Below are 23,324 nucleotides of genomic sequence, written 5' to 3'. Positions count from 1 at the left end.
CGCTCAAAAAAGGCTGCTCACTCAAGGTCACAAGAGGAGGAGCCTTTTTGATTGTTGGGATACAGGATGAGATTCTGCGCCTTCATGCGATGGGGTGTTTGAATAATCTCCTTGCGGATAAGACGACGCGCGGCAATATCATATGGGCAACCGATGCCTATCGTGCGCGCGGCGATGCATATCGGTGTGACGAGGAGATGCTGCCGTCGCTGATGACGGGGGCGCAGTCGGATGTCATCAAGACGCGGGCACGCAAGGCGATGGAGGAACAGTCGGCGCGCACACGCAAGCACGCGGAGGTCTTTACGCCGCCCGGCATCTGCAAGCGCATGGTCGGGGCGGCGGATGCGGCATATTTTGACGGGGACGATCCCTTTTTGGATGCGGCGCGAGTTGTGTTCCCAAAACGGCGTAAATGGCAGCATTATGTCGATGCGCGGCGACTGGAGATCACCTGCGGCGAGGCGCCGTATCTCGTGCAGCGCTATGACGTCTCAACGGGTGAGGTCATCCCCCTTGAGGAGCGTCACGGGATACTCGATCGCAAGCTGCGCATCGTGAATGAAAACACTGAAGGCGAAGACGAATGGATGAAATGGGCGCTGCGGGCGTTTCAGGCGACATACGGATACGAGTTTCAGGGGGACAACCTGCTGATCGCACGCGTGAATCTTTTGATGACGTTCGAAGAATATCTCTATGCACGGTGGAAGCGAAAGCCGCACGAGCGGGAGTATCGTGTATGCATCAAGACGATTGTGTGGAATTTATGGCAGATGGACGGACTGACGGGAACGATCCCCTATGCGGAATCGACGGGATATGCCGTGCAAGGCGGGCTTTTCGATCTGCCCGATACCGCGTGTAGAAATCTACAGCCGTATTGCCGTGTTTATGATTGGCGGCGCGTCAACAGTTTAGAATATCGCAGGGCAAATACAGGAGGAAGGAATATGAAGTTCGACTTTGTGATCGGGAATCCGCCGTATCAGGATGAGACGCTCGGGGAGAACAAGGGCTTTGCGCCGCCGATTTATCATGAGTTCATGGATGCGTCCTATGAAGTTGCCAATGTCGTCGAGCTGATTCATCCCGCAAGATTCCTGTTCAATGCGGGAAGTACGCCGAAGGCGTGGAACCAAAAGATATTAAACGATGCGCATTTTAAGATTCTGCACTATGAAGCGGATGCAAGCAAGATATTCCCCAATACGGATATTAAAGGAGGTGTTGCGATCTCGTATCGCGACCGGAGCCGAGACTTTGGCGCGATTGAAGTATTTACAAAGTACGGCGAACTGAATGATATTTTGCATAAGGTCATGAACGCCGCTGATTTCAAAAGCATGAGCGATATTGTTGTGACACGAACGGCATACAGGCTGACGGACGCGATGCATAAAGATCATCCGGAAGCAATCCGGCAATTAAGCAAAGGTCATGCCTACGATATGTCGACGAATATTTTTGACCGCTTGCCGCAGATTTTCTTCGAGGAGGAGCCGACAGACGGAAAGAGCTATATTCGGATTCTTGGAAGAGAAAATAATGAGCGTGTGTATAAGTATTTACGCAGAGATTATGTTAGTAAGGTAAAAAATCTTGATAAATATAAAGTGTTTATTCCAAAAGCAAACGGAACAGGGCGTTTTGGTGAAGTTCTAACATCGCCTATTACAGCAGAGCCGGGGATAGGCGCAACAGAAACATTTTTGAGCATTGGAATGTTCGATATGGAAACTGAGATAAAGGCGGTTATTAAGTATATCAAGTCCAAATTTGCTAGATCTTTGCTAGGTGTTTTGAAAACTACACAGGATTTAACACCCGAAAAATGGAAATACGTCCCTCTGCAAGATTTTACGTCCGCCTCGGATATTGACTGGTCGGTATCCGTGGCGGAGATCGATAAGCAGCTCTATGCGAAGTACGGGCTGACGGAGGAAGAGGCCCTATTTATCGAGTCGCATGTGAAGGAGATGGCATGATGGCGGTGCAGATTCAAAGTTTCCGGCGTGTTGTGCCGATGATCTACGCCTATAATACGCCGGGGATTCCCTATCATGACGGCTGGACGAAGGTCGGCTATACGGAGCGGCAGTCCGTCGTGCAGCGCATCGCACAGCAGACGCATACGGCAAATATCCGATGGGAAATCGCGTGGACGGACAACGCAATATTCAAGGACGGCTCGGGCGAATATTTTACAGATCGTCATTTCCATGATTATCTCGAACAAATTGATGTGGAGCGTGAGCCGGGGACGGAGTGGTTTCACGCGGACGGAGACACCTTGCAGCTCCACTTCAACCGTTTTGCCACGCGCAAACAGGCGGTCGCTGCGGAACGCCGCGACTATACGCTGCGCGCCGAGCAGGCGGAGGCGGTACGGATGACGGCGGCGTATTTCCACGGCGGCGGCAGTAAATTCCTGTGGAATGCGAAACCTCGCTTTGGCAAGACGCTGACTGCCTATGACCTCGTTCGCCGCATGAAGCTGACAAACGTCCTTGTCGTGACGAATCGTCCGAGTATTGCAAACTCGTGGGCGGATGATTTTCGCACGTTTTTCGGATGGCGCGATCATTACTTCTTTGTCTCGGACACGGCGGCGCTCGCGGGAAAGCCCGGCGTACTCTCGCGCGCACAGTATATGAATCGTCTCGATGATGAGGACGATGCGCCCGCGTGTATGGTGGCGTTTGAATCCCTGCAGGGGATCAAAGGCTCTATTTATTTTGGCGGGGAACATGATAAGCTCAAATGGATCAGCGATTTGACGTTTGACCTTCTCATTGTGGATGAGGCGCAGGAGGGCGTCGATACCTTCCGCACGGATCGGGCGTTTGAGTTTATTAACCGTAAGTATACGCTCTATCTTTCGGGGACGCCGTTCAAGGCGCTCGCGAGCGATCAATTCACGGCGGCGCAGATTTTTAACTGGTCGTATGCGGACGAGCAGGCGGCAAAGGAGGCATGGAAGGGCGAGGAATACAATCCGTACGAACGTTTGCCGCGCATGGCGATGTATACCTATCGTCTCTCGCCGATGATCGCTGAGGAAGCGGCGCGCGGGATTGACCTCTCGGGGGAGGACGAGCGTGTCGATTATGCGTTCGATCTCAATGAATTCTTTGCCACGAATGAGGCAAAGCGTTTTGTTCACGAGGAGGAGGTCAAGAAGTTCCTCCGGGCGCTCGTAACGAATGAGAAATATCCGTACTCGACACAGGAATTGCGGGACGAGCTGTGCCACACGCTATGGCTGCTGAATCGTGTGGCGAGCGCGAAGGCGCTCGCGAAGCTCCTCAAGGAAGACCCTGTCTTTTGTGATTACGAGGTCGTACTGGCGGCGGGAGATGGGATCATCGAGTCGGATGACGAGAGCACGGCTACGTTTGACCGCGTAAAGGATGCCATTCGCGACCACGATAAGACGATCACACTGAGCGTGGGGCAGTTGACGGTGGGCGTTACGATTCCGGAGTGGAGCGGCGTGCTGATGCTGTGCAATCTGCAAAGCGCTTCGTCCTATATGCAGGCGGCGTTCCGCGCGCAAAATCCCTGCGTCATGACGAAAAACGGATGTCGCCTGTGCAAAGAGACGGCGTATGTATTCGACTTTGATCCCGCGCGGACGCTCATCATCTTTGATGCATTTGCGAATAATCTGTCGCCCCGCACGGCGGACGGCGGGGGAACGAGCGATGATCGGAAGGAAAATATACGCCGTTTGCTGAACTTCTTCCCCGTGCTCGGCGAGGACGACGAGGGGCGCATGGTGGAGCTGGACGCCGCGCAGGTGCTCTCGATCCCGCGTAAATTGAAGAGCGAGGAGGTTGTACGGCGCGGTTTTATGTCGAATTTCCTCTTTCAGAACATTGCCAATGTGTTCGGCGCCCCGGGGATCGTGAAGGAGATTGTAGAAAAGCTCGCCCCCGCGCAGGAAGAGCCGAAAAGGAAGGGGCAAGTCGGATTAGAGCGTTTGTCGGAGGTGTCCGTGGATGCGGACGGTGCGGTAGAGGTTCCGGGCGAGATCGTCATCGGAAAGACGCAGGATATTTTCGGCAAGAAGATTTATGCGGAGCTGGAGGAGCAATGTTCCGTCGAGATGGGCGAACTCGCGGAAGCGGAGAACGACTATGCCGTCGTGAATCAAACGGTGGACAAGCTCGCGGAGGCGATGAAGGCACAGCTCAAGGAGCGCGTTGTTGCGCCACTCGCAGATGCCTATGCGGTAAAAAAAGGCGCGCTGAAAAAAGTGGAGCGCCAAGTGGAGAGCGACGTCGAACGCAGCATCGACCGCATCCGTGCGGACTACAACCGGAAGACAAATATCGTTACGGCACAGCTCAATGAGAAGCGTCGAACGGCTGAGACACAGGCGGAGACGGATGCCGCCGATGCGGCGTATCACACGGGGATCGAAGAGGCGCTGCAAGAGTTCAAGGATGCGGTGCAGACGGTTGTGAAGGAGACGATCGCGCAAAAGCCGCAGGAATTGATCGAACGGATGGAGCGGGACAGGGCGGAGGCGGTGAAAAAATCCGCCGAAGACAGCGTGCGTGCGCATTTACGCGGTTTTGCACGGACGATTCCGAGCTTTATCATGGCATATGGAGATGAGAATCTCACGCTGCAAAATATTGACGATTATACGGAGGACGATGTATTCGCCGAGGTCACGGGAATTACGGAGGAGGATTTTCGTTTCCTGCGCGACGGCGGCGACTATGTGAATCCGGAGACGGGGGAGACAGAGCGCTTTGCCGGGCATCTATTTGACGAAACCGTATTCAACGACGCTGTTCGGGAATTTCTGAAGAAAAAGGAAGAACTCGCGGATTATTTTGACGAGACGCAGACGGAGGATATTTTCGATTATATCCCGCCGCAAAAGACGAATCAGATCTTCACGCCGCGGCGCGTCGTCGTGCAGATGGCGGATGCGCTAGAGGAGAACAATCCCGGATGCTTTGACAATCCGGAGGCGACGTTCGCCGATCTCTACATGAAGTCGGGGCTGTATATCACGGAGGTCGTGAAGCGGCTCTTCCGCTCGCAGCGCATGAAGGAGCTATATCCGGATGACAAGGCGCGCATTCGGCATATATTGCAGCATCAGGTGTACGGGATGGCGCCGACGCGGATCATCTATCTGATTGCGACGAATTATATTCTCGGGTTTGACAAGATGCTAAAAGATGAGACGCAGCATTTCGTCGAGGCGGATGCGGCGCAGGCGTCGAAGGAGGGGAAACTCGCGGATCTGGTCGAAAAATGTTTTGGATGAACCGGGCGGAGCAGTATGTTCTTGCTCCGTTTTTTATTATCTAGGGTAATTTTCGTGAATAATTTCACAAATATAATTGATTTTTCTGAATGAGAATGCTATAATATTTCAATAGATGATGTCTATTATTATAGTCCATTCTATATCATGTCGCTTATTGATGAAATGGGCGGCAGGAGTACTTTCTTAAGGAGGAAATACTTATGAAAATCACTGTGGTTGGTGCCGGCAACGTTGGCGCTACGGTAGCAAATGTCCTCGCGATCAAGAAGTTTGCAAGTGAAATTGTCCTCATCGACATCAAGGAAGGCGTCTCCGAAGGTAAGGCAATGGACATGATGCAGTCGGCACATGCCCTTGGATATGATACGACGGTGCGCGGCGTGACGAACGACTATGCGGCAACGGCAGGTTCGGATGTGGTTGTTGTGACGTCCGGTCTCCCGCGCAAGCCGGGCATGACGCGTGAGGAACTGGTCGGCGTCAATGCAAAGATCGTCAAGAGCGTTGTCGGAGAGGCGCTGAAACATTCCCCGAATGCGATCTTTATCATCATCTCGAACCCGATGGATGCGATGACCTATCTTACGCTGAAAGCTACGGGGCTCCCGCGCAACCGCGTCATCGGCATGGGCGGTATGCTCGACAGCAGCCGGTTCCGCTATTATCTGTCGGAAGCGCTCAACAAGGCGGGACATCCCGCGACGCCGACGGACGTCGACGGTATGGTCATCGGCGGTCACAACGACAAGACGATGGTTCCGCTCGTCAGCATTGCGACGCTCCGCGGCATCCCCGTGACGCAGCTCCTCTCGAAGCAAGTACTCGACGACGTTGTGCAAAAGACGAAGGTCGGCGGTGCAACGCTGACGGGGCTGCTCGGCACGTCCGCATGGTATGCGCCCGGCGCATCGGCGGCCGCACTCGTCGAGGCGATCGCGCTTGATGCGAAGAAGGTCATTCCCTGTTGTGTCTACCTCGAAGGGGAATACGGCGAGAAAGAACTCTGCGTCGGCGTTCCCATCGTGCTCGGCAAGGACGGCTTCGAAAAGGTTGTCGACGTCAAGCTCGAGGGCGAAGAGAAGGCGAAGTTCGACGAGAGTGTTGTCGCGGCACGCGAAGTCAACGCGCAGCTCGGCGACGCTCTGAAATAAAAACTGCATAAAATTTGAGGTAAAATGGCCTTTGCATGTGTTGCAGGGGTCATTTTTATTTAAGTTTTTGAAATACAAACCGATCTTCTTTATAGAGAATAGTTTGTTAATAGTAAAAAGGAGGTGTGAATCGTGCTTGAACGTGTTGAGCGGGTGATGGGGATCAAACGGGTGAAATTCAACAATGATGAGCTTTTTGAGAGGAGAAAAGGCTTTGAGGAAAAAGAGGAACGCGGAGCTTTTGCTTCGATCTTCGAAGATGAGATGCAAAAAAAGCGAAAAAAATCGGACGATGACGTGCAGCCCAAAAGTGACGCATATACGCTTGAGGTAGGGCGCGCGACACAATCTCTCTTTTATCAAGGGCAAGTTGACCTCTCCGGTATAAAGGAAAAACTCCCCAATGCCGGATGACGTGAAAGGAATGCGGCTGGCGCTTGCCGAAGCGGAGCGTGCTTATGCGCTCGGTGAGGTGCCCATCGGTGCGGTCGTCATGGACGGCGCCGGGAACATCGTCTCGACGGGGCATAATCTGCGCGAATCGGAACATGATGCCACAGCACACGCCGAGCTCATCGCCATCCGTCGTGCGTGCCGTGCACTGGGGCGGTGGCGTCTGACGGGGATGACGCTCTATGTGACGATCGAGCCGTGTCCCATGTGCGCAGGGGCGATTGTGATGAGCCGCATCAGCCGTGTTGTCTATGGCGCTGCCGACAGCAAGGCGGGCGCATGTGAGTCTCTGTTCAATATCCCCGGCTGCATGACGCTCAATCATCGACCGGAGGTATACGGGCAGGTCATGGCGGACGAATGTCATGCGATCATGCGGCGGTTCTTCAATGAACGGCGAAAAAAAGAATATGACCGATGAATGACCGACGTCTTTGGGCGTCGGTTTTTGTGTTCTAGCGCTGTACATCTTTCTTTTATGCGGCGGATTTGTTATAATGGGACATATTTTTGTTGATGAGGAGTGAATCGCATGAAGCTGGTTGTAACGATCGTCGGACGCGATCAAGTCGGTATCGTGGCGATGGTGAGCGGGATTCTCGCGGAGCAGCGTGTGAATATCGTAAATGTGAATCAAAATATCATGGACGGTTTTTTTAATATGGTGATGATTGCCGAGATGCCCGACGATGCAGGGATGCGTCTGAAGGAACTGCAAGCTCTGCTGCGAGAAAAGGGTGAAGAGTACGGGCTTGACATCAAGTTGCAGCATCAGGAAATCTTTCAAGTAATGCACAGCATCTAGGTGGGGAGCGGCAGATTGATTACTTTTGAGGATATTCGGGAAACCAACCGAATGATTACGGAGAACCGTCTCGATGTGCGAACCATCACGATGGGCATTTCGCTGCGGGACTGTGCGCATCCGAACATCGAACAGTTTTGCCGGAACGTGTACGAAAAGATTACGCATTCGGCAGAGTTTCTTGTGCGGACGGGCGAGGACATCGAGGCGGAATACGGTATTCCCATCATCAATAAGCGTATCTCCGTGACGCCGATTGCGATCGCGGCGGACGCATGTCAAACAGATTCCTTCGTGCCGGTTGCTGAGGCGCTTGACCGCGCGGGAAAGGCGGTCGGCGTGAACTTCATCGGCGGATTCTCTGCGCTCGTGGAGAAGGGATTTACACACGGTGACCGCGTGCTCATCGACTCGATTCCGCAGGCGATGGCGGCGACGGATATTGTCTGTTCGTCGGTGAATATAGGCTCGACGAAGGCGGGCATCAATATGGATGCGGTGCGCGAGATGGGCGATATGATCAAGCGGACGGCGGAGCTGACGCGTGAGCAGGAAGCGATCGGCTGTGCGAAGATCGTTGTGTTCTGCAATGCACCGGGGGATAATCCGTTCATGGCGGGCGCGTTCCACGGTGTTGCCGAGGGTGACCGTGTGATCAACGTCGGCGTCAGCGGTCCCGGAGTGGTCAAACATGCGCTTGAGGATCTCAAGGGTGCGGACTTCACCGAGATCGCCGAGACGGTGAAGCGCACGGCGTTCAAGATCACGCGTGTGGGACAGCTCGTTGCACGCGAAGCCTCGCGCCGTCTCGGTGTGCCGTTCGGCATCATCGATCTCTCGCTTGCGCCGACCTCGGAGGTCGGGGACAGCGTTGCGCGCATCCTTGAGGAAATGGGGCTCGAGGCGTGCGGCGCACCGGGGACGACGGCGGCGCTCGCGCTCCTGAACGATGCGGTGAAAAAAGGCGGTCTGATGGCAAGCTCCCACGTCGGCGGACTCTCGGGGGCGTTTATCCCCGTGAGCGAGGACGAGGGTATGATCGACGCGGTGCAGCGCGGCAGTCTTTCCATCGAAAAGCTCGAGGCGATGACCTGCGTCTGCTCGGTCGGGCTCGATATGATCGCGATTGAGGGCGATACGCCCGCAGCGACAATCGCGGGCATCATCGCGGACGAGGCGGCGATCGGCATGGTCAATAACAAGACCACGGCGGTGCGCGTGATCCCCGTGCCGGGGAAGAAGGTCGGCGAGGGCGTCTCGTTCGGCGGTTTGCTCGGTTATTCGCCGATCGTGCCCGTGCGGAGTGCGTTCAGCTCCGCGGCATTCATCGCGCGCGGCGGGCGCATTCCGGCGCCGACGCGCTCCTTAACGAACTAATATATATTAGACTGTGATTTTATGAGAGTAACGAAAGCAATCAAGGCGGAACAGCTCCGCATCCTCCGCGAGACGTATCCAAACGCGCAGCCGGCACTTCACTTTGCCACCCCGTTCGAACTCCTCGTCGCGGTGATTTTATCCGCACAATGCACAGACGCCCGCGTCAATATCGTGACGAGCCGGCTTTTCCCCCGTGCGAACACACCTGAGGCGATCGCGGGACTTGGGCAGTCGCAGCTTGAAGAGGCGATCCATGACTGCGGATTTTTCCGCATGAAGGCAAAGCATATCATTGAGACCTGCGATATCCTGCTGAGGGAATACGGCGGTGAGGTTCCGGCGGACTTTGAGGCGCTGCAAAGGCTCCCGGGCGTCGGGCGCAAGACGGCGAATGTCGTTATGAGCGTGGCGTTTCACATCCCTGCCATCGCGGTCGATACACATGTGTTCCGCGTATCGAACCGCCTGCATCTCGCTGTCGGAAAGACACCGCTTGAGGTTGAGAAGGGGCTGCAAAAGGCGATCCCGCGTGCAGACTGGAGTGATGCGCATCACTGGCTGATCCTGCACGGGCGGCGTCTCTGCAAGGCGCGCAAGCCGCTGTGCGGGCAGTGCCCGATCGCGCCTGTGTGTCCGAGTGCCGCCTAACAGGGGGGGAGCTGCCCCTCTGCGCGGCATATGCTGTGATAAGGTAGTAGGAGGAATCTATTATGATTATTGTTATGAGTCCCCGTGCGACACAGGAGAATGTTGACCGTGTCATGGCAAAAATCGAGCAGGCAGGTCTGCACATTCACCCGTCGCGCGGCGAGGATCGTCTGATTATCGGTGTCATCGGGGATAAGAAGGCGATCTCGGCGCTGGAGATGAACATGATGGAAGGCGTTGAAAAAACAGTCCGCATCACGGAGAAATATAAGCTGGTCAGTCGTGATTTCCACCCTGCAAATACGATCGTCGATGTTGCAGGCTTCCCGGTCGGCGGCGAGCAGCTTGCAATCATGGCGGGTCCCTGTTCAGTCGAGAGCTACGATCAGCTCTATGAAATCGCGGTTGCGGTTAAGGCGGCGGGCGCACAGTTCCTGCGCGGCGGCGCGTTCAAGCCGCGGACAAGCCCCTATGATTTCCAAGGACTGGGGCTTGAGGGGCTCAAGATTCTGCGTGATGTTGCGGACAAGACGGGACTGCGCGTCGTCACGGAGATCGTGGATAAGGACGATCTCGAGGCGGTCTCGGAGTATGCCGACCTCCTGCAGATCGGCGCGCGCAATATGCAGAATTTCCAAATGCTCAAGGCGATTGGAAAATCGCAGAAGCCTGTTCTCTTTAAGCGTGGTCTCTCGGCGACCATCAGCGAGTGGCTGAACGCGGCTGAGTACATCGCATCGGGCGGCAACGAGAACATCATCTTCTGCGAGCGCGGTATCCGCACATTTGAGACCTACACGCGCAACACGATGGATCTCAACGCGGTCGCGGCGCTCAAGGAGCTGACGCATTTCCCGGTCATCGCAGACCCCAGTCACGGGACGGGGCGTTGGCGGATGGTGCGTCCGATCGCGCGCGCTTCGGTCGCGGTCGGCGCCGACGGGCTCATCATTGAGGTACACTGTCACCCCGAATTGGCTCTTTCCGACGGCGATCAGAGTCTCATTCCGCGGAAATTCGAGATACTCATGGACGAGGTGCGTCAGATCTCTCCAGCGGTTGGACGCAGGGTATGAGCAGGATAAACCTCGCCGTCATCGGCGTTGGACTCATCGGCGGTTCGCTCGGGCTTTGCCTGAAGAATAAACTCGGCGATGCGATTCATATCACGGGGCTCTGCCGCACGGAAGAATCCATGCGGCGGGCGGTGGAGATGGGTGCCGTAGACGAGGCGACCGCCGATATTGCAGCGGTCGTCGGTGATGCGGATATCGTGTTCCTTAGCCCTCCGGTGCTCCAAATCGTCCCGATGGTCGAGCGCATTCTGCCGTTTCTAAAGCCGGGGACAATTCTCACGGATGCCGGGAGTACGAAGTGCTTCCTGTGCGAGGCACTGAAAAAAATTCTGCCGCCCTCCATTTACTACATCGCAGGGCACCCCATGACAGGGCGCGAGAAAAGCGGGGTAACGGCGGCGACGAAGGATCTCTTTCGCGGCAAGGCGTATGTGATCATCGAGGATCCCTCAGTGCCGCCGGAGGTGATGGAACGACTGATGCGTATCCTGCGGTACACGGAGGCGAACTTCACGACGCTCGATCTTGCGCGTCATGACCGCTGTGCTGCGGTCATCAGCCATGTACCGCATCTTGCAGCGGCGGCGCTCGTGACCCTGCTCAACCGCAGCGGGGACGATCTGGATTCCTGTCTCAAGCTCATCGGCGGGGGATTCAAGGATACGACGCGCATCGCTTCCTCAAACGCGGACATGTGGGCAGATATCTGCATGACGAACCGCAAGCCGATCGTCGACGCACTGCATGAGATGCAGGCGATTCTCGGGATGGTTGCGGATGCGGTCGAGCGGGGGGATCGTGCGGCAATTTACGATTATTTCACAGCATCAAAACAGCGTCGCGACAGTATTCTGCATGATGCCGGGCAAAAATTTGATACGAATTGAGGTTTTTTTGAATTTTTTGCAGGAAACCTCTTTTTTTTAGAACGTACATATGATACAATAGATTCAAACGTATGCACGTCAGTCTACAAGGGGGTATGGCAGTGAAGAAAACAAGAATATCCACACGGCGACAGTCTGAGATCCTGCAATACATCAAGGATTTCCTGGTCGACAAGGGATATCCGCCGTCGGTGCGCGAGATTGGCACTGCGGTCGGACTCAAATCCAGCTCGACGGTGCACCGCTATCTCGCCATGCTCGAAGAGAACGGTGCGATTCGCCGTGATGCGACAAAGCCGCGAGCCATCGACATCATGGGAGAGAACCCGTGGGGGAGAACGATTCCCATCCCGCTTGTCGGTACGGTGACGGCAGGCGAGCCGATCCTCGCCGAGCAGAACGTGGAGGAGATTTTCTCGTTCCCGCGTGCACTTATTGGCACGGCGGAGGATGTGTTCATGTTGCGGATTCAGGGCGACAGTATGATCAACGTTGGTATTTTTGACGGCGATTTCGTATTGGTACGCCAGCAGCCGACGGCGAACAATGGCGATATTGTTGTTGCGCTGATCGACGGTGAGACGGCGACGGTGAAGCGGTTCTATCGTGAAAAGACGTGCATTCGCCTTCAGCCGGAAAACGACTCCATGGAGCCGTTCTACGAGACGGATGTGCAGATCATGGGTAAGGTCATTGGACTTTACCGCCACATATAATAGGATATATGAGGGAGCGTTGTGCGAAAAGCGCGGCGCTCCCTTTTCATTTTCAGGGAAGAATGTTATAATATCTCTGTTTTTCTGACAGAATGAGGCGAACTATGGCAAAGGCGGAACTTCGCAGCGGATATACGACCGGTGCATGTGCGGCGGCAGGGGTAAAGGCGGCATTTTTATTTCGTGCAGGCGAGGACTGGCATGAGGTGGAACTCATGGCGCTCGACGGCACGCCGCTGACGATCCCTGTGAAGGCGGTAGAAGAGACCCCGGACGGCATTCGCGCGGAGGTGGTAAAGTTCTCGGGAGACGACCCGGACATCACAAACGGCGCATCCGTGTTCACGACGCTAACGCTGCGCGACGATCTATCTCACATTGAATTTCGTGCGGGCGAGGGCGTCGGCACGGTGACGAAGCGCGGCATGAGCCTACCCGTGGGAGAGCCGTCCATCAACAAGGGACCGCGCGAGCTCATTCGCCGCGTCGTGGAGGAGATGACGGGCAGGGCGGACTTCGGCGCTGTCGTGACCATCTCCATTCCCGCCGGCGTGGAGCTCGCGAAGAAAACGCTCAACCCCGTGCTCGGCATTGAGGGTGGGATCTCCGTCATCGGCACAACGGGCGTGCTCCGTCCGATGTCCGAGGAGGCGTTCAAGGATTCCCTTGTGCCGCAGATCGACGTCGCTCTTGCCGCAGGGCTTGACACATTGGTATTCGTGCCGGGCAAGATCGGCGAGCGCATCGCGCTCGCTATCGGCGTGCCGCAGGAGGCTGCCGTCGAGACGAGCAATTTTATTGGATTCATGCTCGACAGCGCGGCGGAGCGCGGCGTTAAAAATGTGGTCATTCTCGGACATACGGGAAAACTCGTGAAGATTGCGGCGGGCGTGTTCCACACGCACAACCGCGTCGCGGACGCGCGCCTTGAGACACTGGCGGCGTATGCGGCGGCGGAGGGGATGAGCACCGAGGGCGTGCGGACGATCCTCGCCTCGAACACGACGGAGGACGCGATGGAGTGCATTGCGGCGGCAGGGCTCGCGGATGCGGTCTGTGCCGCGATCGCCGAACGCGTTCATGTGCGTGCGGAGCGATACCTCTTTGGCAAGGTGCGCGTCGGCGCGATCATGGTGAATTTTGCCGGGGATATTCTCGGCGTGGATGCCGCGGCGCGCGCAATTGCGCGGGAACACGGATGGAGACTTTGACGATGACACATCGGATCATTGTGGTGGGCATCGGGCCCGGGGATTCTTCCTATCTTTTGCCAAAAGCACAGAATTATATCGAAAATGCACGTATACTCGTCGGTGGTCGTCGTGCGCTTGCGGATTATTCGAACGGGCGCGCAAAGGAATGTTCGATTGGCGCGGATATCCCCTCCGTGCTGGCGTTCATTCGAACTTCGCTCTCTGAGGACGACGTTGTGGTGATGGTATCGGGAGACCCGGGCTATTATTCGCTGCTGGACGCGCTGCGCCGGACATTTCCGATCGACCGGATCGAGGTTGTCCCCGGCATCAGCTCACTTCAGCTTGCCTTTGCGCGGCTCGCACTGCCGTGGCACGGCGCGTGTCTGCTGAGTTTTCACGGGCGCGAACCGCTGCCTGCGGAACTGACATATGCACCGGCGGCGGTGCTAGGTATGCTGACGGACGGGAAAAATAACTCGCAGACGATTGCGGTGCGCCTCTTGCAACACGGCTGGCACGATGCGGATCACATGTATATTTGTACGCGCCTTTCCTACGAGGACGAGCGCATCGTTGCGACGACGCTCGGCGCGGCGGTGTGCGAGCCTGCCGTTGGACACGGCGTCATTATTGTCTGTGCAAATGAGGAGAATATAGAATGAATATTGGAATCAAAGACGAAGACTTCGTGCGTGGGAAAGTTCCCATGACGAAGGAAGAAATACGTATCCTGACGCTGGTCAAGGCGCGTATCACGCCGGATACCGTCGTCTACGACGTCGGTGCGGGGACAGGATCGATCTCCATCGAGGCGGCGCGCATGGCGCCGCAGGGACACGTCTATGCGATTGAGAAGAATCCTGACGGGATCGCGCTCATCGCGGAGAATGCTAAGAAATTCGGCGCAGAAAATATTACTATTGTGGAGGGGACGGCGCCCGATGCGCTCGCGGATCTGCCGGCGCTCGACGCTGCGATTATCGGCGGGAGCGGGCGGAAACTTGCGGACATTCTCGACATCATCGGCACACGCCTGCGTCCGCAGGGGCGCATCGTCGCGAATGCGATCACGATGCAGACGGTTGCAGCGTGTCTCGATTATTTCCACGCGCATAAGGACGACTATTCTTATGAGGCAGTACAGGTGCAGATCAATCGATTGGAGCGTGTTGGTCCCTACGATATGGCAAAGGCGCTCAATCCCATCTATATCATTACGGCAGAGAGAAAGTGAGGAGAGCAGATGATTCATATTGTTGGAGCGGGGCCCGGAGATCCGGAGCTGATCACGGTCAAGGGCGCGCGCTATCTTGCTGAGGCGGATGTGGTGATCTATGCGGGCTCGCTGGTCAATCCTGCCCTGCTCAATTACTGCAAAAAGGGCACGGAGATTCATAACTCGGCGCATATGACCCTCGACGACGTCGTGGAGGTCATTGCCCGTGCGGAATCCGAGGGGAAAATGACGGTGCGTCTCCATACGGGAGACCCTGCGATCTACGGTGCGATACAGGAACAGATGGACGCGTGGAAAAAGCGCGGATTCGAATACGACGTCACGCCGGGCGTCAGCTCTTTCCTTGGCACGGCGGCGGCGCTGCGCCAGGAGTATACGCTGCCCGGTATCTCGCAAACCGTTATCATTACGCGCAACGAGGGGCGTACCCCCGTGCCGGAGCGTGAGAAGCTGCGCAGTCTCGCGGCACATCATGCGACGATGTGCATTTTCCTTTCGATCTCTATGATCGAAGAGGTCGTCGCGGAACTCACGGCAGGCGGCTACGAGATCACGACGCCGATTGCCATTGTTCAGCGCGCAACGTGGCCGGAGCAGAAGATTCTGCGCGGTACGCTTGAGACGATTGCCAAGCAGGTGGCGGAAGAGGAGATCGACCGCACGGCGATGATCGTTGTCGGCGACTGTCTCAATACGGAATATGAGCTTTCACGGCTCTATGACTCCGGTTTCTCGCACATGTTCCGGGACGCAAAGAAATGAGAACCGCGCTCTTTGCGCTGACGCAGGGCGGTGTACGCTTGGCACTGCGTCTCCACGATGCTGAAGGCGGCAAAGGGACGCTGTTTTTCCCTGAGCGGATGCGGGAGCAGGTACCTGCCGAGCGCAAGGTACGGTATTTCGTTCGGCTTGCAGATGTCATGCAGGACGCGTTCGGACGCTATGACACGCTTGTCTGTGTAATGGCGACGGGAATTGTCGTCCGCATGATCGCGCCCTATATCAACAGCAAGCTGTACGACCCCGCCGTTCTCGTCTTTGACGAGCAGGGGCGGCACGGCATCAGCCTGTTATCGGGGCATGTCGGCGGGGCAAACGAGTATACGCAGCGGCTCTGCGCAGTAATCGGCGCCGATCCCGTCATCACGACGGCGACGGACGTGACAGGCGTACGCGCCCCCGATGCGATTGCGGCACGGCTCGCACTGCGCCCCGAGCCAAAGGCGGCGATACAGGTGCTGAACAGTGCACTGCTGGAGGGGAAATGGCTCGATTACTTCCTCGATAGGGCGGTAGCGCAGCATGAATTTTATGAGGCAGGACTGTGCGGCGAGGGGATTTCGGCTGCACCGTTTGAGGGGATTCTTCCGCCTCCGGAGGAGGCACAGTACCGCGTGGTTGTCACTGCGGCGGAGCGTGTTCCGGACGCGTCGGAGATGCCTATGCGGACGCTCTATCTCGTGCCGCGCCGCCTGATTGCGGGCGTCGGATGCCGCGCGGGTGTGCCGGAGGAGGAGATTATGCGTGCGCTGACCGAAGCGTGCGCGCAGATCGGACGTGACGTCTCGGCGATCTCAGTGCTCGCAAGTACCGAGGTCAAATGTGACGAGCCGGGACTCCTCGCGGCGGCTCGCACACTGAACCGCGAGATTATCTTTTACGCGCGCGAAGAACTCGCGCAGATGGTGGAACAATATGGACTAAAAGAGTCTAATTTTGTCAAGCAGACGATCGGCGTCGGGAATGTCTCCGAGGCGGCGGCGCTCTGTGCGGCAGGAAAAAGCGGCGGGCGCATGGCGCTCGGCAGAACGGTATTAGGGAAAGTGACGGTGGCACTCTTATGGGAAAAATAAGCGTTGTGGGCATCGGCCCCGGCAGTCTGGACGATATGACGTACCGCGCACGGCGCACAATTGAGGAGGCGACGGTGGTCGTCGGGTACAAGCGCTATGTGGAGCTGATCGAGGATATTATCAAGGATAAGAGAGTCCTCGACACGGGCATGACGCAGGAAATCGACCGCTGCCGCGCAGCGCTCAAGGAAGCGATGGATGGGGAAACGGTCGTCGTCATCTCGAGTGGCGACGCCGGAATTTACGGTATGGCGGGGCTCGTGCTCGAGCTGCTGGTCAAGATCGACGAGGCGGAGCGCCCCGAGTTCGGTGGGATCGTTCCCGGCGTCTCGGCGATGAGTGCGGCGGCGGCGCTGCTGGGCGCGCCCATCATGCACGACTTTGTCGTCATCAGCCTTTCCGACCTCCTGACGCCGTGGGAGATCATTCAGGAGCGTGCGGAGCTTGCGGCAAAGGGCGACTTTGTCGCAGCGCTCTACAATCCGCGCAGCCACAAGCGCGTCGGTCAGATCAACGCCGTGCAGGACATCTTCCTGCGCTATCGTTCGCCGGAGACGCCTGTCGGCGTCGTGACGGGCGCGAGCCGCGACAATGAGGCGGTGCTCATCTCGACGCTTGGTCATTTCACGAATGAGGACATCAATATGTTCTCGCTCGTCATCATCGGCAACTCTAAGACGCGCTCCGTCGGCGACTGGATGATTACGCCGCGCGGCTATCAAAAGAGGGAGCCTGGACTGTGATTTTTGTAGCATCGGGAACGCAGGACGGGCGCGAACTCGTGCGCCGTCTCTGCGCCGCAGGGCATGATGTAGCGGCGTCCGTCGTCAGTTCCTATGGCGAGCAGCTTCTTGCCGCACAGCGCACCGAGGGCGGCGGAAAGCTCATCATCAACGACACGCCGCTTGACGAGCAGGGCTTATTGGATTTTTTCAAGGAACATGACATTCGCATCTTTGTCGATGCGACGCATCCCTATGCTGTCAATGTGTCGCGCAACGCGATGACGGCATGTGCGGCGGCGGGGCTTCCGTACATCCGCTATGAGCGCGACGTGACCGATATTTCCTACGAGAACGTGCATCTCGTGCACGGTTATGAGGAGGCGTGCGAGACGTGCGCCCGTCTTGGGAAAACGGTGTTTTTAACGACGGGCAGCCGTAATCTCGAGCGGTTCGTCAAGGCGCCGGCGCTGAAGGACTGCACCTTGATCGCGCGCGTCCTGCCGACGGCGGAGGTCGTGGAGCTCTGCGAAAAACTCGGGCTGACGCCCGCGCAGATCATCGCGATGCAGGGGCCTTTTTCGCGGGAAATGAACCGCAGTATGTATGAAAAATACGATGCCGACGTGATCGTGACTAAGAACAGCGGTATGGTCGGCGGTACGGATGAGAAATTCCAAGCGGCGGAGGATCTCGGTCTGCCCGTGGTCGTCATCGACCGCCCCGTACTGGACTATCCGCATCTGGCGCATACATTTGAGGAAGTGTTGAAATTTGTCGATTCCAAGTGCGAATCGTAAGAAAGAATAGGAGAATCACAATGGATTTTATCAAAGAGCCGATGGCTATTGAGAACCGCAGTATGGAACTGATCGCACCGCATCTTGCGGAGCTGGGGCTCGACGAGGCGGCGACGAAGGTGTATTCGCGTCTCATCCACGCGTCCGGCGACGTCGGCTATGCGCCGATCATCCGCGTGCATCCGGAGGCGATCGCGGTTGCGATGGACGCACTGCGCAAGGGGGCGCACATCTATACGGACGTTGAAATGGTGCGCACGGGCATCAATAAGAAGAAGCTCGCGTCCTTTGGCGGAGAGGTACACTGCCTCGTTGCCGATCCGGACGTCGCCGTCCGCGCGAAGCAGGAGGGCATCACACGCTCGATGATCGCGATGCGTCAATTCGGTAAGGATTTGAACGGCAGCATTGTTGCCATCGGCAACGCGCCGACGGCGCTCTTTGAAGTGCTTCGCATGGTGCGCGAAGAGGGGATTCGTCCCGCCTGCATCGTCGGCATCCCTGTCGGCTTTGTCGGTGCGGCGGAGTCGAAGGCGGAGCTTGCGGCGAACGGCATCGTTCCCTATATCACGGTAGAGGGAACGAAGGGCGGCAGCCCCATTGCGGCGGCGGCGGTCAATGCGATGATGTATCTGATCGACAATACGCGTCCCTGATCGGTGAGAGGAGCGCTTATGGAGTGGAATATCCCGCGCATCGTCGTTGCGGCAACGCAATCGGGCGGCGGCAAGACGACGCTCGTCACGGGGCTCCTCGCGGCGCTGCACGCCAAGGGGCTGACCGTGCAGTCGTTCAAGGTGGGACCCGACTACATCGATCTCGGCTATCACCGTATGGCGAGCGGTCGTGCGGGGCACAATCTCGATACATGGCTCGTTCCCGAATCTCGGCTCACGGAGATATTTGCGCGTGAATGTGCGGGCGCGGACGTTGCGGTTATCGAGGGCGTCATGGGGCTCTACGACGGCGGGCGCAAAGGCATCAGCTCTACGGCGTCGATTGCAAAGGCTCTCGACGCTCCCGTATTGCTCGTGATTGATGCAAAGTCGGTAGGAGCATCTGCCGCGGCAACCGCGCTCGGCTTTCGTGTGTATGACGAGGACGTCCGTCTTGCGGGCGTTCTCATCAATCGCCTTGGCAGTGAGACGCATGAAGAGATGATTCGAACGGCAATGGCGGGCATCGATATGCCCGTCTTTGGCGCGCTCCGCCGCAATGCCGCGCTCGCGCTCCCTGAGCGACATCTCGGGCTAACGCCCGTGGAGGAGAACGAGGCGGCGGAGACGGTGCGCGCCATCGGTGCACAGGTTGAGGCGAGACTTGACATCGCGCGCATCTTGGAACTGGCGCGCAGTGCGCCGCCGCTCGACTATGTGCCGGGAACGCACCGGGATGTGAAAACCTCTTGCCGCATCGGGATTGCGCGCGACGATGCGTTTTCCTTTTATTACGCCGCGAGTCTTGCCGAGCTCGAGGGCTGCGGGGCGCAGCTCGTCCCATTTAGCCCCCTGCATGACGCCGAGATTCCGGACGTAGACGGACTGATCATCGGCGGTGGATTCCCGGAGATGTTTGCCGCGCAGCTCGCGGCAAACACGTCTATGCGCGCGTCGATTCGCACAGCGGCGGAGCGGGGAATGCCGATCTATGCCGAGTGCGGCGGCTATATGTATCTGATGTCGCACCTTGTGGATTTCGCCGGAACGTCGCATCAAATGGCGGGCGTGTTTCCCGGGACGGCGCGTATGACTGAGAAACTTCAGATGGTCGGCTATGTGGACGCCGTGCAGGCGATGGATACCGTATTTGGTGCGGCAGGGCTTCCTCTGCACGGGCACGAGTTCCATTTTTCCGTGGAGGAAGCGGACGTCGGGGAGACCGCGCGTCCCTTTATCTTTACCAAGATGCGCAACGGGGCGCAGTATCCTGCGGGGCGCATTGTTCAAAGGACGCTCGGCAGTTACCTCCACCTGCATTTTGCGGGCTGTCCCGCGGTTGCCGCGTCGTTCGTGGAGGCGTGCCGTACATGGGACAAATAATCCTCGTCACGGGCGGCGCGCGCTCGGGCAAGTCCGCGTTTGCGGAGCGTTATGCGGCACACGCTGCGCGGGAGCATGGCACGTCCGTTGCCTATATCGCAACGTCGCAAATCTATGACGACGAGATGCAGCAGCGCGTGCGTCTCCATCGCTCCCGCCGCCCCGCCGACTGGATGACCTATGAGGCGCCTTATGAGGCGCCCGAGGCTCTGCGAGAGGCGGGGGAGCGGCACGGCGTCATTCTCTTTGACTGCATTACAATGTTTCTCAGCAATGATATTTTGCAGTATTCGGAGGAGGAGCAGCAGGCGGATTCGTTTGCCGCGCATGTGCGCGCACGGATGGACGATCTGATTCACGCCGCACAGTCCGTCGACGCCGTGACCGTCTTTGTCACGAACGAGGTGGGGACAGGCATTGTGCCGGAGAACAAGCTCGCGCGCCTTTACCGGGATATGGCGGGGCTGGCGAATCAGCGGCTCGCCGCATCCGCGGATATGGTATATCTCGTGACCTGCGGCATTCCCGTGGACATCAAGAAATTGGCGGAGGATATTTAGTATGGCAAAGACGATCATGCTGATGGGAACGAGTTCTCATGTGGGCAAGAGCATTCTGACGACGGCTCTCTGCCGTATCTTCCTGCAGGAGGGACGGCGCATTGTGCCGTTTAAGGCGCAGAATATGGCGCTGAACTCCTATGTCACACTCGACGGGCGCGAGATGGGACGCGCGCAGGTCGCGCAGGCAGAGGCGGCAGGGCTCGCGCCGATGATCGACATGAACCCCGTCCTCCTGAAACCCACGGGCAACGCGCAGTCGCAGGTCGTCATCATGGGTGAGCCGGTCGGCAATATGAGTGCGCGCGAGTATCATACGGGATACTCGTTGAAGGCGTGGGGCGCGGTGGAAGAAGCTCTCAAACGATTGCAGGATGAGTACGAGCTGATCGTGATCGAGGGCGCGGGCAGTCCCGCCGAGATCAATCTCAAGGCGAACGATATTGTCAATATGCGCGTGGCAAAACATCTGAACGCACCCGTGCTCCTCATTGCGGACATCGACCGCGGCGGCGCGCTTGCTTCCCTCGTCGGGACACTCGAACTGCTCGACGAGGAGGAACGCATGCTTGTCAAGGGGCTTGTGATCAATAAATTCCGCGGGGATGTCACGCTCCTGACGCCCGCGCTGGAGTTCCTGGAGAAAAAGACGGGCAAACCCGTCCTCGGCGTCGTTCCGCACATTGAACAGCTCGGCATTGACGAAGAGGACTCGGTATCGCTTGACGAGAAGAGCACCCATGCCGACGCGGGGGATGCTGAAAAGATTCGTATCGCCGTGATTCGTACGCCGAAGCTGTCGAATTTTACCGATTTTGACGCGCTCGCAGACGAGCCGGATGTCGCACTCTACTATGTGAGTACGCCCGCGGAGCTGGGCAGTCCCGACCTCATTCTTCTCCCCGGTTCGAAGAATACGACGGAGGATCTCCTCTATATTCGTCAATGCGGATTGGAAGAGGCGATTCGCCGTGCAGCCGCCGCCGGGACGCCGCTCTTTGGCATCTGCGGCGGCTATCAGATGCTCGGGCGCAAGGTGCGCGACCCGCTGCATACGGAGTCGGAGCACGATGAGATTGCGGGATTCGGCTACCTTCCGAGCGAGACGACATTTGCGGCGCATAAGCGTCTGCGTCAGGTCACGGCGCAGTGCGAGGATTTTCCCTTCCTTGGCGAGCGCCTTGCGGGGCGCGATCTGCCCGGATATGAGATCCACATGGGCGAGACCGTCTTTACCGAGGAGGTGCACCGTCCGTTCCGGATTGTTGCGGCGGGCGGCGCGCCTGCGGATGCCGTCGACGGCGCTCTCTCGGCGGATGGACTCGTTGCGGGGACGTATATTCACGGCATCTTCGACGACGACGAGCTGCGGCGCGGCATCATCAATCGTCTGCGTACGCGGCGCGGACTTGCGTCCCTTCCTGTGCAGTACCGCTACCGCGCAGAGAAGGAGCGCGCCTATGACCGTCTCGCCGAGACCGTGCGCAAAAGCCTTGATATGGAGAAGCTGCGCGCGATTGTCGGCATGGGGGCGGACGCATGATGAGTGCGGCATTGGTCGCGATGTGTGCGTTCGGTCTCGATATGATCTTTGGAGATCCGCAGACGCGGTGGCATCCCGTCGCACTGCTCGGGCGTCTGATTGCGTGGCTGGAGCGTTTGCTCTATCCGGAGCAGGGCGGGAATGAACGACGACTGGCAATGGGCGCCGTACTCACGGCGCTCATTCTCTGTTTTTCCTATGCCGTTGCCGAGGGGCTGCTTCTCGCAGCGCAGCGGCTCCCCGTATCGTGGGGCGTCGATGCTGTGAGCGCGGTTCTGCTTTACTTTACGATTTCGCCGCACATGCTGGCAAAGGCGGGGCGCGACATCTATGCCCTGCTTGCCGCAGGAAATCTTCCGGGCGCGCGCGAACGCGTCGGATGGATCGTCGGGCGCGATACGGATCGGCTCGACGAAGCGGATGTGGCGCGCGCGGCGATCGAAACGATTGCGGAGAATACGGTGGACGGCGTGATCGCGCCTCTCTTTTTCTTTGCGATTGGAGGCGCGCCGCTCGCGGTGCTCTATCGTGCGGCAAATACGATGGACTCCATGATCGGCTACAAGAACGAACGCTACCTCTATTTTGGACGCATGGCGGCGCGCGTGGACGACGTGCTGAGTTTCGTCCCTGCGCGCATCACGGGGATGCTCTTTGTCATGGCGGCATTCCTGCTCGGCTATGATGGGCGCAACGCGATGTATATCATGGCACGCGACGCGTCGGGGCATCCAAGTCCAAACGGCGGCTATGCCGAGGCGCCCGTTGCGGGCGCGCTGCACATCCGTCTCGGCGGCGTGAATTACTACTTCGGCGAGCGGCACTTTCGCGCCTACATGGGTGATGCGCACGTTGATATTCGCCCAAAACACATCCTCGGCGCGATTCGCCTGATGGGGACGGCTGCGATATTGTATCTGTGCTTTTATTATATGATTTCTCTTTACATGTAGAGGCTTTCT

Annotated in this window: 23 protein-coding genes; all 23 read left to right on the top strand. The window is 57.6% G+C overall.

Translation table 11 applies throughout. The features are described from left to right. Positions 1–47 precede the first annotated feature (47 nt). The 23 genes from K341_RS0106185 to cbiB all read left to right on the top strand — a co-directional run bounded on the left by K341_RS0106185 (position 48) and on the right by cbiB (position 23,315). Positions 48–1,988: an Eco57I restriction-modification methylase domain-containing protein gene (locus K341_RS0106185; protein ID WP_026762203.1), complete on the top strand. Its 1,941-nt coding sequence runs from the start codon at positions 48–50 to the stop codon at positions 1,986–1,988. After that, positions 1,988–5,293, top strand: coding sequence for a DEAD/DEAH box helicase (locus K341_RS0106180; RefSeq protein ID WP_248676880.1), 3,306 nt, complete (start codon positions 1,988–1,990; stop codon positions 5,291–5,293). The genes K341_RS0106185 and K341_RS0106180 overlap by 1 nt, the downstream gene beginning before the upstream one ends. A gap of 203 nt (positions 5,294–5,496) precedes the next feature. Beyond that, complete coding sequence (locus K341_RS0106175) at positions 5,497–6,447, top strand: malate dehydrogenase (protein WP_009658427.1); 951 nt, start codon at positions 5,497–5,499, stop codon at positions 6,445–6,447. 132 nt (positions 6,448–6,579) lie between these two features. Then, entirely contained in the window at positions 6,580–6,861 is a 282-nt protein-coding gene (locus K341_RS0106170) for a hypothetical protein (protein ID WP_009658412.1), read from the top strand. Next, complete coding sequence (tadA, locus tag K341_RS0106165; protein ID WP_009348901.1) at positions 6,851–7,321, top strand: tRNA adenosine(34) deaminase TadA; 471 nt, start codon at positions 6,851–6,853, stop codon at positions 7,319–7,321. Before K341_RS0106170 ends, tadA begins: the two co-directional genes overlap by 11 nt. A 111-nt stretch (positions 7,322–7,432) precedes the next feature. Next, positions 7,433–7,705 (top strand): ACT domain-containing protein, encoded by a 273-nt coding sequence (locus K341_RS0106160; protein ID WP_009348900.1) that lies wholly within the window; start codon positions 7,433–7,435, stop codon positions 7,703–7,705. A 15-nt stretch (positions 7,706–7,720) separates the two neighbouring features. After that, positions 7,721–9,082, top strand: coding sequence for a PFL family protein (locus K341_RS0106155; protein ID WP_026762201.1), 1,362 nt, complete (start codon positions 7,721–7,723; stop codon positions 9,080–9,082). Positions 9,083–9,103: 21 nt separating this feature from the next. Continuing rightward, a complete protein-coding gene (gene nth, locus K341_RS0106150; protein ID WP_026762200.1) occupies positions 9,104–9,733 on the top strand; it encodes an endonuclease III in 630 nt (209 codons plus the stop codon). Positions 9,734–9,795: 62 nt separating this feature from the next. Further along, entirely contained in the window at positions 9,796–10,809 is a 1,014-nt protein-coding gene (gene aroF / locus K341_RS0106145; RefSeq protein ID WP_026762199.1) for a 3-deoxy-7-phosphoheptulonate synthase, read from the top strand. Further along, positions 10,806–11,696, top strand: coding sequence for a prephenate dehydrogenase (locus tag K341_RS0106140; RefSeq protein WP_026762198.1), 891 nt, complete (start codon positions 10,806–10,808; stop codon positions 11,694–11,696). The genes aroF and K341_RS0106140 overlap by 4 nt, the downstream gene beginning before the upstream one ends. Before the next feature lie 101 nt (positions 11,697–11,797). Beyond that, positions 11,798–12,412, top strand: coding sequence for a transcriptional repressor LexA (gene lexA, locus K341_RS0106135; RefSeq protein ID WP_009439129.1), 615 nt, complete (start codon positions 11,798–11,800; stop codon positions 12,410–12,412). 104 nt (positions 12,413–12,516) lie between these two features. Beyond that, positions 12,517–13,623 (top strand): cobalt-precorrin-5B (C(1))-methyltransferase CbiD, encoded by a 1,107-nt coding sequence (gene cbiD / locus K341_RS0106130; protein WP_026762197.1) that lies wholly within the window; start codon positions 12,517–12,519, stop codon positions 13,621–13,623. A 2-nt stretch (positions 13,624–13,625) separates the two neighbouring features. Next, complete coding sequence (gene cbiE, locus K341_RS0106125; protein WP_026762196.1) at positions 13,626–14,270, top strand: precorrin-6y C5,15-methyltransferase (decarboxylating) subunit CbiE; 645 nt, start codon at positions 13,626–13,628, stop codon at positions 14,268–14,270. After that, positions 14,267–14,842, top strand: a complete 576-nt coding sequence (cbiT, locus tag K341_RS0106120; protein WP_026762195.1) for a precorrin-6Y C5,15-methyltransferase (decarboxylating) subunit CbiT — start codon at positions 14,267–14,269, stop codon at positions 14,840–14,842. The genes cbiE and cbiT overlap by 4 nt, the downstream gene beginning before the upstream one ends. Positions 14,843–14,851: 9 nt before the next feature. Then, on the top strand, positions 14,852–15,607 hold the full coding sequence (gene cobM, locus K341_RS0106115) for a precorrin-4 C(11)-methyltransferase (RefSeq protein WP_026762194.1): 756 nt from the start codon (positions 14,852–14,854) through the stop codon (positions 15,605–15,607). Then, positions 15,604–16,698 carry a cobalt-precorrin 5A hydrolase gene (locus K341_RS0106110; RefSeq protein WP_026762193.1) on the top strand — a complete coding sequence of 365 codons (1,095 nt, stop codon included), beginning with the start codon at positions 15,604–15,606 and terminating at the stop codon, positions 16,696–16,698. Before cobM ends, K341_RS0106110 begins: the two co-directional genes overlap by 4 nt. Beyond that, complete coding sequence (gene cobJ, locus K341_RS0106105; RefSeq protein ID WP_009348889.1) at positions 16,686–17,441, top strand: precorrin-3B C(17)-methyltransferase; 756 nt, start codon at positions 16,686–16,688, stop codon at positions 17,439–17,441. Before K341_RS0106110 ends, cobJ begins: the two co-directional genes overlap by 13 nt. After that, positions 17,438–18,220 carry a precorrin-6A reductase gene (gene cobK / locus K341_RS0106100; RefSeq protein WP_009439115.1) on the top strand — a complete coding sequence of 261 codons (783 nt, stop codon included), beginning with the start codon at positions 17,438–17,440 and terminating at the stop codon, positions 18,218–18,220. Before cobJ ends, cobK begins: the two co-directional genes overlap by 4 nt. Before the next feature lie 20 nt (positions 18,221–18,240). Then, entirely contained in the window at positions 18,241–18,876 is a 636-nt protein-coding gene (locus tag K341_RS0106095) for a precorrin-8X methylmutase (protein ID WP_009348887.1), read from the top strand. 18 nt (positions 18,877–18,894) lie between these two features. Continuing rightward, positions 18,895–20,259, top strand: a complete 1,365-nt coding sequence (locus K341_RS0106090; RefSeq protein WP_026762192.1) for a cobyrinic acid a,c-diamide synthase CobB — start codon at positions 18,895–18,897, stop codon at positions 20,257–20,259. After that, entirely contained in the window at positions 20,247–20,819 is a 573-nt protein-coding gene (gene cobU / locus K341_RS0106085; RefSeq protein ID WP_026762191.1) for a bifunctional adenosylcobinamide kinase/adenosylcobinamide-phosphate guanylyltransferase, read from the top strand. Before K341_RS0106090 ends, cobU begins: the two co-directional genes overlap by 13 nt. 1 nt (position 20,820) lies before the next feature. After that, positions 20,821–22,362, top strand: a complete 1,542-nt coding sequence (locus K341_RS0106080) for a cobyric acid synthase (protein ID WP_026762190.1) — start codon at positions 20,821–20,823, stop codon at positions 22,360–22,362. Further along, positions 22,359–23,315 carry an adenosylcobinamide-phosphate synthase CbiB gene (gene cbiB, locus K341_RS0106075; RefSeq protein WP_026762189.1) on the top strand — a complete coding sequence of 319 codons (957 nt, stop codon included), beginning with the start codon at positions 22,359–22,361 and terminating at the stop codon, positions 23,313–23,315. Before K341_RS0106080 ends, cbiB begins: the two co-directional genes overlap by 4 nt. The last annotated feature ends 9 nt before the right edge of the window (positions 23,316–23,324 follow it).

Origin of the sequence: Centipeda artemidis DSM 19719 (genome assembly GCF_000426665.1) — a bacterium.
GTDB classification, from domain to species: domain Bacteria; phylum Bacillota; class Negativicutes; order Selenomonadales; family Selenomonadaceae; genus Centipeda; species Centipeda artemidis.
This window is presented reverse-complemented; position numbering and strand designations above follow the sequence as displayed.

Coding starts and splice junctions, on each gene's coding strand:
- K341_RS0106180 (WP_248676880.1), top strand. CDS start 1,988: ATGGCGGTGCAGATTCAAAGTTTCCGGCGTGTTGTGCCGATGATCTAC.
- K341_RS0106175 (WP_009658427.1), top strand. CDS start 5,497: ATGAAAATCACTGTGGTTGGTGCCGGCAACGTTGGCGCTACGGTAGCA.
- tadA (WP_009348901.1), top strand. CDS start 6,851: ATGCCGGATGACGTGAAAGGAATGCGGCTGGCGCTTGCCGAAGCGGAG.
- K341_RS0106160 (WP_009348900.1), top strand. CDS start 7,433: ATGAAGCTGGTTGTAACGATCGTCGGACGCGATCAAGTCGGTATCGTG.
- nth (WP_026762200.1), top strand. CDS start 9,104: ATGAGAGTAACGAAAGCAATCAAGGCGGAACAGCTCCGCATCCTCCGC.
- aroF (WP_026762199.1), top strand. CDS start 9,796: ATGATTATTGTTATGAGTCCCCGTGCGACACAGGAGAATGTTGACCGT.
- K341_RS0106140 (WP_026762198.1), top strand. CDS start 10,806: ATGAGCAGGATAAACCTCGCCGTCATCGGCGTTGGACTCATCGGCGGT.
- cbiD (WP_026762197.1), top strand. CDS start 12,517: ATGGCAAAGGCGGAACTTCGCAGCGGATATACGACCGGTGCATGTGCG.
- cbiE (WP_026762196.1), top strand. CDS start 13,626: ATGACACATCGGATCATTGTGGTGGGCATCGGGCCCGGGGATTCTTCC.
- cbiT (WP_026762195.1), top strand. CDS start 14,267: ATGAATATTGGAATCAAAGACGAAGACTTCGTGCGTGGGAAAGTTCCC.
- cobM (WP_026762194.1), top strand. CDS start 14,852: ATGATTCATATTGTTGGAGCGGGGCCCGGAGATCCGGAGCTGATCACG.
- K341_RS0106110 (WP_026762193.1), top strand. CDS start 15,604: ATGAGAACCGCGCTCTTTGCGCTGACGCAGGGCGGTGTACGCTTGGCA.
- cobJ (WP_009348889.1), top strand. CDS start 16,686: ATGGGAAAAATAAGCGTTGTGGGCATCGGCCCCGGCAGTCTGGACGAT.
- K341_RS0106095 (WP_009348887.1), top strand. CDS start 18,241: ATGGATTTTATCAAAGAGCCGATGGCTATTGAGAACCGCAGTATGGAA.
- K341_RS0106090 (WP_026762192.1), top strand. CDS start 18,895: ATGGAGTGGAATATCCCGCGCATCGTCGTTGCGGCAACGCAATCGGGC.
- cobU (WP_026762191.1), top strand. CDS start 20,247: ATGGGACAAATAATCCTCGTCACGGGCGGCGCGCGCTCGGGCAAGTCC.
- K341_RS0106080 (WP_026762190.1), top strand. CDS start 20,821: ATGGCAAAGACGATCATGCTGATGGGAACGAGTTCTCATGTGGGCAAG.
- cbiB (WP_026762189.1), top strand. CDS start 22,359: ATGATGAGTGCGGCATTGGTCGCGATGTGTGCGTTCGGTCTCGATATG.